This is a genomic window from Flagellimonas oceani (genome assembly GCF_011068285.1).
GTDB classification, from domain to species: Bacteria; Bacteroidota; Bacteroidia; order Flavobacteriales; family Flavobacteriaceae; genus Flagellimonas; species Flagellimonas oceani.
Genome location: NZ_CP049616.1, coordinates 846891 through 859325 on the forward strand (window position 1 = coordinate 846891; position 12435 = coordinate 859325).

General features: G+C 35.4%; 15 protein-coding genes. 4 read left to right on the forward strand and 11 right to left on the reverse strand.

From position 1 onward, the window contains the following. Positions 1-305 precede the first annotated feature (305 nt). From GVT53_RS03975 to mobB, 4 genes are all read left to right on the forward strand, one after another. On the forward strand, positions 306-1583 hold the full coding sequence (locus tag GVT53_RS03975; RefSeq protein WP_166247527.1) for a WG repeat-containing protein: 1278 nt from the start codon (positions 306-308) through the stop codon (positions 1581-1583). Between the two features lie 33 nt (positions 1584-1616). Next, the gene (locus GVT53_RS03980) at positions 1617-2207 is read left to right on the forward strand and encodes an RDD family protein (RefSeq protein WP_166247528.1); all 591 of its coding nucleotides are present in this window, start codon (positions 1617-1619) and stop codon (positions 2205-2207) included. A 503-nt stretch (positions 2208-2710) separates the two neighbouring features. Beyond that, complete coding sequence (locus tag GVT53_RS03985) at positions 2711-3295, forward strand: BfmA/BtgA family mobilization protein (RefSeq protein WP_166247529.1); 585 nt, start codon at positions 2711-2713, stop codon at positions 3293-3295. Positions 3296-3300: 5 nt separating this feature from the next. Then, positions 3301-4323 (forward strand): MobB family relaxase, encoded by a 1023-nt coding sequence (gene mobB / locus GVT53_RS03990; RefSeq protein WP_166247530.1) that lies wholly within the window; start codon positions 3301-3303, stop codon positions 4321-4323. A gap of 184 nt (positions 4324-4507) precedes the next feature. Here the strand turns inward: mobB and GVT53_RS03995 are convergent, their stop codons facing one another. From GVT53_RS03995 to GVT53_RS04045, 11 genes are all read right to left on the reverse strand, one after another. Beyond that, the gene (locus GVT53_RS03995) at positions 4508-5323 is read right to left on the reverse strand and encodes a hypothetical protein (protein ID WP_166247531.1); all 816 of its coding nucleotides are present in this window, start codon (positions 5321-5323) and stop codon (positions 4508-4510) included. Positions 5324-5456: 133 nt separating this feature from the next. Further along, a complete protein-coding gene (locus GVT53_RS04000) occupies positions 5457-5921 on the reverse strand; it encodes a hypothetical protein (protein ID WP_166247532.1) in 465 nt (154 codons plus the stop codon). Positions 5922-5941: 20 nt separating this feature from the next. Next, complete coding sequence (locus GVT53_RS04005) at positions 5942-6418, reverse strand: SRPBCC family protein (RefSeq protein ID WP_166247533.1); 477 nt, start codon at positions 6416-6418, stop codon at positions 5942-5944. A 19-nt stretch (positions 6419-6437) separates the two neighbouring features. Next, a complete protein-coding gene (locus tag GVT53_RS04010) occupies positions 6438-7304 on the reverse strand; it encodes a hypothetical protein (protein WP_166247534.1) in 867 nt (288 codons plus the stop codon). 15 nt (positions 7305-7319) lie between these two features. Further along, a complete protein-coding gene (locus tag GVT53_RS04015) occupies positions 7320-8021 on the reverse strand; it encodes a hypothetical protein (RefSeq protein ID WP_166247535.1) in 702 nt (233 codons plus the stop codon). Positions 8022-8070: 49 nt separating this feature from the next. Further along, the gene (locus tag GVT53_RS04020; protein WP_166247536.1) at positions 8071-8658 is read right to left on the reverse strand and encodes an SUKH-4 family immunity protein; all 588 of its coding nucleotides are present in this window, start codon (positions 8656-8658) and stop codon (positions 8071-8073) included. 30 nt (positions 8659-8688) lie between these two features. Next, the gene (locus GVT53_RS04025) at positions 8689-9393 is read right to left on the reverse strand and encodes a hypothetical protein (RefSeq protein WP_166247537.1); all 705 of its coding nucleotides are present in this window, start codon (positions 9391-9393) and stop codon (positions 8689-8691) included. Positions 9394-9415: 22 nt separating this feature from the next. Next, a complete protein-coding gene (locus GVT53_RS04030) occupies positions 9416-10129 on the reverse strand; it encodes a hypothetical protein (RefSeq protein WP_166247538.1) in 714 nt (237 codons plus the stop codon). Between the two features lie 88 nt (positions 10130-10217). Next, positions 10218-10973 (reverse strand): hypothetical protein, encoded by a 756-nt coding sequence (locus tag GVT53_RS04035; RefSeq protein WP_166247539.1) that lies wholly within the window; start codon positions 10971-10973, stop codon positions 10218-10220. Further along, entirely contained in the window at positions 10960-11517 is a 558-nt protein-coding gene (locus GVT53_RS04040) for a hypothetical protein (protein WP_240905132.1), read from the reverse strand. Before GVT53_RS04040 ends, GVT53_RS04035 begins: the two co-directional genes overlap by 14 nt. A gap of 304 nt (positions 11518-11821) precedes the next feature. Then, positions 11822-12118 carry an energy transducer TonB gene (locus GVT53_RS04045; protein ID WP_166247541.1) on the reverse strand — a complete coding sequence of 99 codons (297 nt, stop codon included), beginning with the start codon at positions 12116-12118 and terminating at the stop codon, positions 11822-11824. Positions 12119-12435: the final 317 nt, after the last annotated feature.

Below are 12435 nucleotides of genomic sequence, written 5' to 3' on the forward strand. Positions count from 1 at the left end.
ATTTACTTCGAGTTAGCAAAAAAAGCCAACATTTTTCAGACAAATGTTTTCTTCCGTTTGATTCCAATTGAAATCAAAATGAATTTAAAAACAATAAAGGTGTTTTAATTTTTGAAGGTTTGGCCATAAAACGGTTTTTAGTGTATATTTTTTACTCATATATACTTTCTTTTTACATAAAACGTTGAAAAAAGGAGAATAACATTACATTTTAAAGATTTATAAACTATACCATTGGATTGATATGCCCTATTCTTTTGATGTGATATGTTGAGCTATTGGGCAGGCTCATAATAACTAAGCTTATGAAGTATTTTATTAAGACCATTATGTTATTGTCATTATCAATATTCCATGGATATGGCCAAGAGATGTTTACAACTAAATTAGTTACAGAATTAAATACTCAGGAAAAATGTCTCTACGAGAATTTTGTCAAGATTATTAAAGCAAACATTGTATTTCCAGAAAAAACTAAATTTTTTCATAAAGTACGTTTCAGTTATGTAGGTCAAAAGGTGATGATAAGATCACATGCTCACGGTAAATCTAAATTAAACGGTGACTATTATTCAGATGTCATTTTGGATTATGGGATTGATATTGAACTTTCAAATGCCCCATTCAGTTGTGAGGAGAAAACATGGAAAGTTGCAAAGACCTATTTTGGTGGAAATATGACCCGTACTGTTGATTCAAATTTTATATTAGAAAACGAAACTGATTTTGAAGAAGTAAACTATGTATTGGAGGAATATGCCGCAGTAAAAGAAAATGGTCTCTGGGGGTTGGTCGATAAAAATGGAAAGTATATTGTTGCGCCGAAATATGAGTACATGAAACGTCATTATCTCGGTGTAATGGTAAAGGAAGATGGGATGTTCTTTTTCTTAAACGGAATTGGTGGAAAGATTACTTATTCAAACAAGTATGCTAAAATATCCAACTCTATGGAGATAGGCAGGGACACATTTGACATCGTTGCAATGAGAGATGGTAATTACGGGTTGCTCAACTATAAACAGGAAGAAATAACCCCATTTATCTATACTAGAATTTATTCTATTGGAAAAGGAATTGTTATAGGGGACAAGAAGGGAAAGGTTACTTTGTTGGATGGGAAGAGTGGCTATGAAGCTTCTAAAATGTATGACAAAATAGAGAATAGATCGTTGTCGTCTTCAATTTTAGTAACAACAAACGAGGGACTTTTAGGATTGATTGCCAAAAGTGGTGAAGAGATTCAATCTCCAAAATATCGAACTATTCGAACCGATGTAAGCGATGATTATTGTGTCTTAGAGTCAACAGGATTAAGTTCAATCTTTATATATGAAACTGGCAGAAAGTCACAGGTCAAAAACAGTTATGATGAAATATCATATTTAAACGGGGTTCTCAGTAAGGTAACAAAAGATGGTTTGGTTGGGGCCATAAATAAAAAGGGAAAATTGATTATTCCGTACTATTATGATGCACTTTCAACTGATCTCCAAAAGAAAGGAGAACCTATTTACGCTTTTAAAAATGATAAGAAGATTGTCTTGGACAATAATGGTAAGTGTGTGGGTAACTGTCCCTAATTTAATCTAAACGCGGTTATATAAAAGCCTAATATGGAAAACGAATTTGCAAGAGTAATGTCTGAACGTACAGATGATGAGTTGATTAAGATAGTGACTAGTGAACGCGAAAACTACCAATCACTAGCTGTTGAAGCCGCTGAAAAAGAAATTGAATTGCGGAACATCAATGAAGAATATTTTCAGCGAATAAAGTCCGAATTAATGACAAATAAAGTCGAATTGGAAAGAGTCGATGTCTACACCGCCTCAAAAACGAAACGATTTATCAACTTTTTGATTGACACATTGATTATTTTTTCGATTGTTTCTTTGTCGGCAATTTTTCTTGGAGATATGATGGAGAATAAGTTTAGATTGATTTTCCGTCTTAGCTTATTTTTTTACTTAGGATATTATGTCCTTATGGAGACCAGGATTCAAAAAACTTTTGGAAAAATGATTACAAACACAAAGGTTGTTGATTTATATGGTCATAAGCCGAATGGCAAACAGATTTTTATTAGGACATTAATTAGGTTATTCCCATTTGATCCAATATCCTTTTTCTTTGAAAGAAAAGGATATAAATTTCATGATTCTCTTTCCAAGACAAAAGTTATTACCGAGACTAAATTAGATTAGGAGAACAAAGCTTCCGTTTTATAATTGTCTTTTCCGTTATGTTCCCATTTCTGTCACAGAGGATACCAAGCCTCATTCATATGTAAAATCTACCTTGGTTGTTGGACAACAAGAAAATGAATAAAATTGAATATATTTATAAAGTGTCTTGGAACACAAATAGTACGGCATTGATTATTTGATTTGACTTTCCAAAAGTCCGTACAAACCAAAGAATATTTATGTGGCAGCTGATTTTCAATCAAGCTGTATTTATTCGGTCCCGCTCGCGGGACAAATGAATAGCAAGAGGGTGATGCGCAAATTGCGCCATCACGGTTGTTTTCGGGTCTTCAACAAGTTGAAAACCAGTCAATTGAAGTGATTTTGGAATACTGTACAAAATCAGGGGCTACAGTAGACTTTTCCAAAATCTACAGTAAACCCTTTGGGAAGCCCTATAAACACTGGAAATTTTTGACGAAAAAATTGACGCAATTTCACTAAAAAACAAAATCGCACCTATGGAAAAGCAAAAAACCAATAATAGAACAAAGAAAGGAAGCGGTGGTTATTCCAATATCACCGTAAAGAAGGAAACGGCCACACGTTTTCGCAGTTATTCCAAAAGGTTCAACAAGTCCCATAGCGAAGTGTTGGATGGAATGATGCAATACTTCAAGGAGAACAACCTTGACCCTTTTGGTGAGGGAACAAAGATCATCCTTGACAGTATCAAAAAATTGGAGCGTCAGATGATGAAGAAATTTGATAGGCTCATCGCCATTATCAAGAACATGGAAAAGACCAGTATCCGGCCCACCTATGAAATGGTGCTCATCCTTTATGAGGCCTATGTAAAGGATGGGAAGAGACCCAAACCTGAACCCGTCAAGATACAGAAAGAGCGAAAGGATTTTTTGGAGCCAAGGAATACCGTTCCAAAAGTTGAGCACAATAGAATGCTGCAAGAATTCAATGAATATAAAAAACGCTGCAATGAAATCCTCAACAACGTTGAAAAGGTGGAGCCGATGATGGGAAAGCCCTATCTAAAAATCAATATGAGCATCGGGGATTTTGAAAGTATTAAACATCAATTAAGATAACAGTCATGTACCTCACCATCTCAGCACAGAAAATGGGCAGTACCTATAACTCCAGTGTGGGGAACTATGTGGACTATCTGGAAAAGGAAAACGAGGACAGATTGCCCGAACAAAGGGAGGAATTCTTTGACCAAGAGAACGACAGCGTAAGCCCTCAAACGGTCATCGATGAAATAGATGCCAATACGGCCAAACTGAGGCAGAAAGACCCCAAGTTCTATTCCTTAGTGGTAAGTCCCAACCAAAGGGAACTCAAGGCCATTGGCAATGACCCAAACCTGCTAAGGGAATACACAAGGAAGCTCATGGAGGACTATGCCAAGAGCTTCCATCGTAACCAAGAGGTCAAGGCCGAGAACCTGAAATATTACGCCAAGATCGAGCATGAACGTACCTATCGGGGATTTGACAAACAGGTACAGGAAAATGCACCTTACCGGGGAGAAATTGCAAGGCTCAGGAACGAGATACGGAAAGTGGAACGGGGCGAGTCCATCGGGAATGTCAAAGCCCTTGAAAAAAGGATCAAAGAGCAGGAAAGATTGGCCCCGCACAAACAGAACGGGCAACTGGTGGCCGCAGGGATGAATAAAGAAGGGCCACAGACCCATATCCATATTATCGTGAGCAGAAGGGACGTGACGAACACCTATACGCTTTCCCCATTGGCCAAGCACAAGGCATCCGAAGTGAAACTGAACGGAAAGACGGTCAAGAGGGGATTTGATCGGGACAGTTTTTACCAAGCAGCCGAAAAGACCTTTGATAGGACAACAGGGTTTAAGCGAAACTATGTGGAATCCTATGTTGGTAGAAAGGCCCATGCCAAAGAACCGGGGAAGTTCTTTGCCAAGGTAATGGGACTGCCCACCAAGGAAAAGGACATGGCCTTTAAACTTCTTAAAACGATGGGTGTCAAAGCACCAAGTATACCGACCAATAAAGTGCAAATGGCGGCCAAGATCATCAAAGCTCTTGGAAGGGGTGTTGATAAGGCCAGGGGAGCGGGAGAGGACATGGGCTACTGAAATCCAAGAAGTAGGTTGCGCCCTACCGGGTTTTTGCTTTACGCTTATCTACCCGAACACTACAAAAACCCGACAGGATCCATGCGCAAAAGTTGGGGGTAAGATTTGGGGTGCTTGCAGCACTTCTCTGCGTTCCGTTTGCCCTTTATTTAGATTGAAATTATTGCAGCGATTTCTGCTGAATCTAGTTCCATATTAGGCCCTCTGTATTTAGAGAATCTAACAAAGGTTTTGAAATCCCAATTTCCATACGCATCCTGACGTTCACATCATCTTGATAAAGTGAATCATTTAAGTATAATGCCATTAAGTAATCCACGTAAATATTGTTCACGTTTTGTGAATCGTCAACTTCTTCAATGGTTTTTAGTAAAAGTGAATCGCTGATATTTGCGGCCGTATTGATTTTGGCAATCTTAAATTCATTGGTAATCTGTAGGCTTGGCGGAATTTGTTCAAGAGAGAGCAGTGCCAGTTCAAAATCGCCACTGTCTATTGCATTGCGATAGTTCACCAGTGCCCTATTTGCTTCATGCCGTTTTGGGGAGAAGGCTGTGTATTTTGTGTTCAATAGCACCACATCCCGCATGCTTTTACTAAACCATTGATCATCTTTATAGCTATATATGTCGGTCAGATATGGTTTCCCTTCATGGAAATCAACCCTGTACCGCGTTAAATGATAATATCCATCCTCGATAAGAATATAAGTTATTTCTGCATAGGTGTCTATGATGTTGGTTTTGATATGCTTCAAAGTGGCACCTGAATGTTTGACCCTGTTGATCAAGTCCAAATTGTGGTTTTCAACATTTCCCTTTACCGTAGTTTCATATACATGGTTAAATACCCCGTGACCTATATTGCCCAATTTTCCAATTCTCTGTTTGAATAGGGTATGGTTCCAAGCTTTTTTAATGAAATCGAATTCAAAATTTTTAAGGGCACTGTTCAAGTTTCCAACAAATTGATGGACTTCCTTTATTTGTTCCTTTGTCAAGTTTTGTTCTTTTCCAGAATCATTACATGACAGAAACAACGTGGTAAAAAGCAGTGATATCGATATAAATTTCTTGATTTTTAAAAGGATTTGGAGAGTTGTTTTTCTATCGTTTATTTGAACTTTATTTCTATTACGGCTTGTACTTATTTTCATTCCAAACAGCCTCACGATTAATATATCCCTCGAAAAAAATATCTAAGGAAGTATCATCATTAATCAAATCTTCCAAACTTGGTAATTCATTTTGTTTCAAGAATGAACTATTTCCTGCTTCGTTAACAATAGTTAAAGTATCATTTTTGATAGATACAGTACCCATGAGCTTGGCAGAATCACCATTGTCCTTTCCGAAATATAATTTTGAATTTGTGATATAATATTCGTTGGTTGAAATTGTCTCTGAAGTAGGATTAAAATAATAAACGCTTGTATCATCAATATAAAATTCCGTATAAGCTTCGTTAATATCTCCCAGATATTCTGGAAACCAATTTCCCTGTATGTTGGAACTATTAGTAGATTGAGAATTACACGAAACTGACTGAAAAATAACAATAAGACAAACGGCCATTTGTAAAGATTTCTTGAACTTCATATTATCGTTTATTTGGACTTTTATTTCTTAAGTACTTCTTTCCACATTTCTGATTCCGCAAACTCTTTTATCGTTTGATTTCGCTTTTCCAGTAGTTTCTTCATGTATTTTTCCAAAAACAAGCTATCAGCAAGGTTTCCCAAAAAGCCTAATGGTGACTTATATTCAAAATAATCAATCATCAAGGTACCGAAATCAGATTTTGTAAAATAATGCTGATGCCTAAAACTTTTAAAGGCCCCTTTTTCCATTTCATCTACAAAGTATTCTGGTCTTTCAAATTCAACAATTTTAGAAGTCAGGGTTTGATAGAATCCAAAATGTTTAGCTCGCCACGTTACCCATTCACCCTTGCCAATGAGACCGAAAGTTTTGCCTTTTATTGCTTCTTCTTTTGTCTGTTCGGTTGAAATTTTATGCAAATCAATGCTTCTGGATAAATCAAAAACGATTTCTATATCGGCTTTAATTTCAGTTTTCAATTCAATCTTCGGCATTGTTCATTTAAGTTTAGAGTTACTTGGGCCTTATACTCTCTATACTGTATTCAAAACGCAAAACCCTTAAATTCCATAAAGTTAGCGTTTGTATAGCAGTTATTTTTCCATTCTCGCCAGTTACTACCAGTTTATCTTTAAATGATTTGATGAATTTTGCCCATAGTTCTCCTTTTGAGTCTTCTAACAAAAAGTAAAATCCACTATCGCCAATTTGTCTTCCCGATGACTCCAAGATTAGGTCGCCATTCTCACCGACTCTGGGAGTTAAAATGACTGTTGCACTTCCATTTGGTAAAGGAAAAATTGCCTTTATACACGCCTGACCCGAAGGGAGGGTACAAGTTTCATATACTCCTGAATATACTACTTGCCCAGTTGTCTTAAATGATCTGAGCCAGATTGTCCGTTTTAGTTCATTCGTTTTTTTATCAAGCAAATGGATTATTTCGCTTTTCAATCCTTTAGAATCCGCAATGTTTTCAATAGGAACATTTAATTGCTCTATTCTTTTACTGAAAATTATTCTAAGTAAAACACCAAAAACCTTAAAGAATGGATTCCACTTGACTTTTAATTGAAGGTCATAATTGGATGTGTTTTCATAAAAATCAATTACACTTTGGGACAGGGTTGCCAATTCGTTTTCAGGTATATTTAGTTGGTCTATTGATTGGATCAATCCCCTTGCTTCTGTTTGGTCATCAATAACCAAATTTTTACTTTCCGCTAATTGACTGATGAATTTGAGACCAATACCATTTGTCCCACCAAAAGGGCCGAGTAGCCATTGGTGATTTATTCTGTCAATTCTATGGCCAAAAAGAATGACCCATTGCTGTGTGATCCAATCTTGAAAAGTTTGTTTTTTATGCGGTGTTCCCATTTACCCTAAAATTCTTTAAGTTTTGGGAATATAATTCGATTGGCCCTTCCAAGTACCAAATTCGGCAATAGGTTTGAACCTTAAAGTCGTGAATTCAAAGTGAAAGTCTTTGCGTTCTCTTTCTTTCATTGCAGCATTGTGTCTTTTTGGTTTTTCCACAGCACTATGTCCATGAACCATGTCGGTCATTTCTTTCTCGGTTTTCCAAATTGAAAAAGTTGAAACAGTATTTGGAAACTTCACTGATGCTAAAGAAAGGGTAGTCCCTGGATGGTCTCTTACCAGTTTTTCCACAGGCCTTCCCCAATGAATAAACCGCGGTACGGCAAAAGGCTTCATTCTGGCTATGGTCACGGCAACTACGGGAGAATTTGGGCTTTCCAATTTATCTTTATGCTGCGGGATTTTGAATCCACTGAATTTTCCCCATTCCCTTATAAAAGTCAATCGTACATGCCAACCTTTAGCCAATATTTTTCCAAAACTGGTTTGTTCCAAATAGTTTTGAAGTGCAATTTCATTTTCCCATTGTGCAAAAACCGCTACTTGTCCTATTAAAACTCTGGAGGTTGAAATGATGGGAGAACCTAAGGTCATCACGGTCATATATTCGGAGTGAATCAGTCCTTTGGTGTTTTTGGAAATAGGAGTGGAGAATATGCCTCTTATCGCTTCAAAAAAGGGAATCTCGGCTAAATGATAAGAGAATATACTCACTTTTTATTGGATTAAAAATTGTATCGTTTATTTGAACTTTAGTTACCCTTTATTCGTTCTTGCATGATTCCCTCAATTCTAAATCCGTAATCAATTGCATTGACCAAAAGCTATTATTTTTTAAAGCTACTTCATCAGCATTCGTCAAATCAGTCTTCAACCTTTCAAACTGTTCATCCGTAAAGTTTGAATTAAAATAAGCATCCGCTCCATTTTTTTCTTGTAAACTAATTACAAAATCACGATACGCCAGTAAACATTTTGCCATGGAATAAACATTAGAATTGAATAGATTTGGGTTAAAGGAATTCTCATGGTCCAAAAATTCAATTTGGTCATTTTCCTTGGTATTTATAACAATAGGGTCTCCATCGTTGCAGGAACCAATAACGATGTATTCATTAAAATTCGGTTCTAAAATGTCGTAAACCTTCGTAAGCCTTTGGACACTTTCATATACATTGTCAGATTCTTTCGAAAATGAAAGAAATGGAGCTGCACTGTCTGGAAAACCTGATTTCACAAAAAAGTCAATTGAACTTTGCGACAAACCTAATCCAGAGAGATATTTCAAGCTAATTGGGTTTAGATTATCATCTACCAAAGTCCAAGCTTTTTTAAAATTCTCAGGAATCATTTATACCAATGTATTGTTGTATGTTATCGTTTATTTGAACTTTAATAAAGGGCCATTATTGATTAAATTCCAGTCAAATTTTTTCACCTTTAGGTTATCATTAATTTTTAAATGTTGCTCTTTATACAGGTCATCCAAAGTATAAATGGAAAACTTTTGTCCATCTCCAGTCTGCCCAACAATATTATGTACCGTCTTTTTGTCGGAATAAGAGTAATAATCGAGCCTACCAGATTTGAAAACGCCCCAACTATCTTCAATGTCATTACAAAAATGTTGTGTCAATATACTGAAATCATTAAAAGTTATTTGATTTGGACATTGAACAGTGATAGGGTCGGTGTTTTTTATCTGGAAGTTCTCTATATTCAGTTTCCCATCACAAAAGTCCAGAAAGTCTTTGAGCAATAACTCTACATTCTTTTGGGATGTCTTTGCAATAATATATTTGTCACCCATTGAAAAATCAAAAGGCAATATTTCAGTGTGAGAGTATTTTTCAAGACCATCACTACCATCATATTTTTCAATGATGTCCCATCCAAACGTCTTTTCCAATGCGTATCCAATAAACCAGATTGGACTTAGAAGCCAGGTTAATGGATGAAATAGTTGTGGTTTACACATATTAACCAATCCAAGGACAATCTCTTTGAAGTCTTTTACCAGTGTATAGACAAGTCCTATTGATAAAAGGATAAAAACTGCAACAAGAAGGTATATGATTATCTCCAAGCTATCTTAATTGAACTTTGTGTTAATTAGGCCTAGACCTCAATAAATTGAAACCGTAGTCAGGCAAAGTCTTTTTTCTATTTTTCTTTTTTCGGTTTCGTTTCATTTTTCTAATATCACGTTTCTCAAGACGTAATGCTTTTTTATCTCTTTTTTGTTTGTCATTTTGGGTCAGAAAATGAATCGCAAGAACGATTTGAACTTTTCTGTCTCCCAAATGCCAATTTTGGGGATGTTCTATGATATTCCAGACCAGAAAATTCCCAGATTCAAAAGACCCAACCTTTTCTAGTTTTTCCGCATAACTTTCTAAATAAGGATTAGATTCCCCGACTTTCTTTAAGAACGTGATGAAATTTTCATTTTGACTGAAACATATACTTTTATATTCATACTTCGGTTCAATTGTTCTCCATGTCTTGCAAAGGCCCCAGATTCTTTGAAAGGTTGAATCGGATATTTTTGAGTATAATTTTTTATGCTTCCTCCAACTTATTTTGTCTTGTATATAAGTTTGTTTCCAATCTGCTATGTCTGCTAAAGATTCTTTGATACAACTCTCGAACTTTGTGCTATCTGCAATCCCGCATAATTCGGTCTGAAAAAATTCGGCAATCAGATTTAAGTCCTCAATCTCTGACTTTGTGAAGAAATCATTCAAATCAGTTCGCTCTTGTTGCCCGAATGTTAAAAGGGAGAAGTTTATGAGAATGAATAGAGTTAATTTTTTTGGCATAATAAGGTGCCTAACTTATTTATATGGGTTAAAATACTGTAGACACCCCGATATTTGGGGCAGGTATTCTACAAAACTAACATGATTATCAAGCCGCTTTCTTAAATTGGTCAATGGTTTCTATAAGGCTATTCAATGAGGACTTAATTTGATCGGACTCACTTTTCTTCAGCATTGATTCAGATTTTTGTTTCATTTCACTATAATCCGAATCAGGATATAATTTTAATAACTGAGCAAAGTATTTGTCAATACCTTCGGCCAATATGCCTTTACCTTCTTCCGTAAATGTATCTTCATGGTCTATCAAGTCCAAATAGATCAGATAATTTCTTATTAGCGTTTTTACATTTGATTCTACTTTGTTCGTAACCCTAATTGAATTGGGATCGTCAGCACTTTCCAATATATAATCGTTTCCCAATTTGAAATATTTTAGTTGGAGTGCTAATCCAAAATGCCATACAGCAAGAAACTCTTTTTCATATGGGTATTGGTCTTTTCTATCAGTGACGCTATAGATGTCACTCATTTCTTGCCATTGTTTAAAGAACTTTTCGGCAATTTGGTTTTTATACTTTAAACCTAACTCTTGATCATCCAAAACGACAATAAAATTTTGTTGATCAGTTAACTTTTCTACAATAGGTTTAGTTTGAGGATTATCAAAAGTTGGAAGTTTTTCATCTTCATCATAAGCGTAATTTAATTCAAATACAACTTCCTTATAATCGTTTTCATCCCAATATCTTTTTTCAAGCGGGAATTCATGTTTTTCTTTTGTTTTACAACTGGTAAGCACAACGCATAATAGGGTCAGCAGGGTAAATTTAATTTTTGGCATCAAACTGAATTTTTGGTTTTTTATAATTGGTCAGTAAATCTAATAAACTGTCTATTTCTTTCTCGTATTTTTTTTGTTCACTAAGTACATAGCTGTGAAAAGTATTATAGTCGTATTCCTTTTGATACTTTCTTTCATCCAATTTGGCTTGCTTGAGGATTTCGTTGATACTTTTTTTATCAAAACTAGGTAGTTCGGATATTTTTTTCTTTGCTTTTCTAGAAAAAAGTTCCGCTATTTTAATATGGTACTTTTCATGGGTCAATAGCTCTTTGCTATTAGTATTTTGGTTGTAAACGAAAGAACGGGAGGGGTAAAACAATGATTGGACGGTTACAGAATTGTTTTCGAATTTGCTGTCTATTGATACGACCACATAAGCGAATTGTTCATTTCCGTACAATGATTTCTTGAAAAATTCCAACCCTCTAAAGTTTTCAAATGTAATTTGATCATATTGATCAAAAGTCAACGGCTTCTCATAATTCAAATAATTGGTATGGCTTAAAATTGCAAACCCTATGATAAGCGTAAAAAGAATCACAAGACTGTATTTTACAATTTTCAGAAATTTTTTCAGGGGTACTAAGTTTCCCCTTTTTCTTTCTTTTAATACGACTCCGAGTTGGTAAAATAGTGGTGAAAAGTATACAAATAGTATCAGTATGACTATAAGGTTATCACTCATAAAAGACCATGTGATTAAAGATTTTCAACACTCATTTGGGAATTATTCCATTAGTTTTTTACTTTTCCTATTCTCTCTTTTGAGGCGTTTGGACTTTTGTTTGTCCGTTTCTATGACAAAAGTAATTGGCAATGAAAACCGGGGTTCTTCTTCCTTGGGTTTAAAGTTTTCTGGTACAATTCTCAGGAGTGTTTTCTAAAATTCGGATAGCTTCTTTTTCTAGAATAGGGTGAGGGCCGCGGGCCTTAATATTGATAATTTTTCCATCCTTGTTGATGGTGAATATTGTCCAAACGAGTAATTCATCTCCTTCTTTATAACCAAGAGCTTTTACGATACTGTCAAAATTGGAACTTTCAGACTTTTCAGATACTTTTTGTTGAAGTGGTTTTTTGTCTACTTGCGCATTTGTCTTGAAAAATATGAGAACCAATGCAAGTGCAAATAGGTTTTTCATGTGAGTTGATTTATGGTTATTTCTTTACTTTTCTATGAGTGGTAAAAGTTATCTAATTGCACTTTCTAACAAAATACTAATGGTTTAAAAGTAAGAATTTTCAGGTAAGCTGATTTCCATTTAAATACTTGCCCATAGAAAGATGAACAACGGCAAATAATTATCTGGAAATATGAAAAGGTTACGACGCAATATTATCTGCTGATTATTTAAGTCCCTTTTTGAAGAAATTTTTATTAAATTCAACCTGCAAAACATCCATAAGTTTTGCCTATGAATGTGCTGTTTTATAGACAGTTTAGAGTTCGGTTAATCAG

Excerpts from the sequence above, each read along its gene's own strand:
- GVT53_RS03975 (WP_166247527.1), top strand. The coding sequence starts at position 306 with ATGAAGTATTTTATTAAGACCATTATGTTATTGTCATTATCAATATTC.
- GVT53_RS03980 (WP_166247528.1), top strand. The coding sequence starts at position 1,617 with ATGGAAAACGAATTTGCAAGAGTAATGTCTGAACGTACAGATGATGAG.
- GVT53_RS03985 (WP_166247529.1), top strand. The coding sequence starts at position 2,711 with ATGGAAAAGCAAAAAACCAATAATAGAACAAAGAAAGGAAGCGGTGGT.
- mobB (WP_166247530.1), top strand. The coding sequence starts at position 3,301 with ATGTACCTCACCATCTCAGCACAGAAAATGGGCAGTACCTATAACTCC.
- GVT53_RS04000 (WP_166247532.1), bottom strand. The coding sequence starts at position 5,921 with ATGAAGTTCAAGAAATCTTTACAAATGGCCGTTTGTCTTATTGTTATT.
- GVT53_RS04005 (WP_166247533.1), bottom strand. The coding sequence starts at position 6,418 with ATGCCGAAGATTGAATTGAAAACTGAAATTAAAGCCGATATAGAAATC.
- GVT53_RS04010 (WP_166247534.1), bottom strand. The coding sequence starts at position 7,304 with ATGGGAACACCGCATAAAAAACAAACTTTTCAAGATTGGATCACACAG.
- GVT53_RS04020 (WP_166247536.1), bottom strand. The coding sequence starts at position 8,658 with ATGATTCCTGAGAATTTTAAAAAAGCTTGGACTTTGGTAGATGATAAT.
- GVT53_RS04030 (WP_166247538.1), bottom strand. The coding sequence starts at position 10,129 with ATGCCAAAAAAATTAACTCTATTCATTCTCATAAACTTCTCCCTTTTA.
- GVT53_RS04035 (WP_166247539.1), bottom strand. The coding sequence starts at position 10,973 with ATGCCAAAAATTAAATTTACCCTGCTGACCCTATTATGCGTTGTGCTT.
- GVT53_RS04045 (WP_166247541.1), bottom strand. The coding sequence starts at position 12,118 with ATGAAAAACCTATTTGCACTTGCATTGGTTCTCATATTTTTCAAGACA.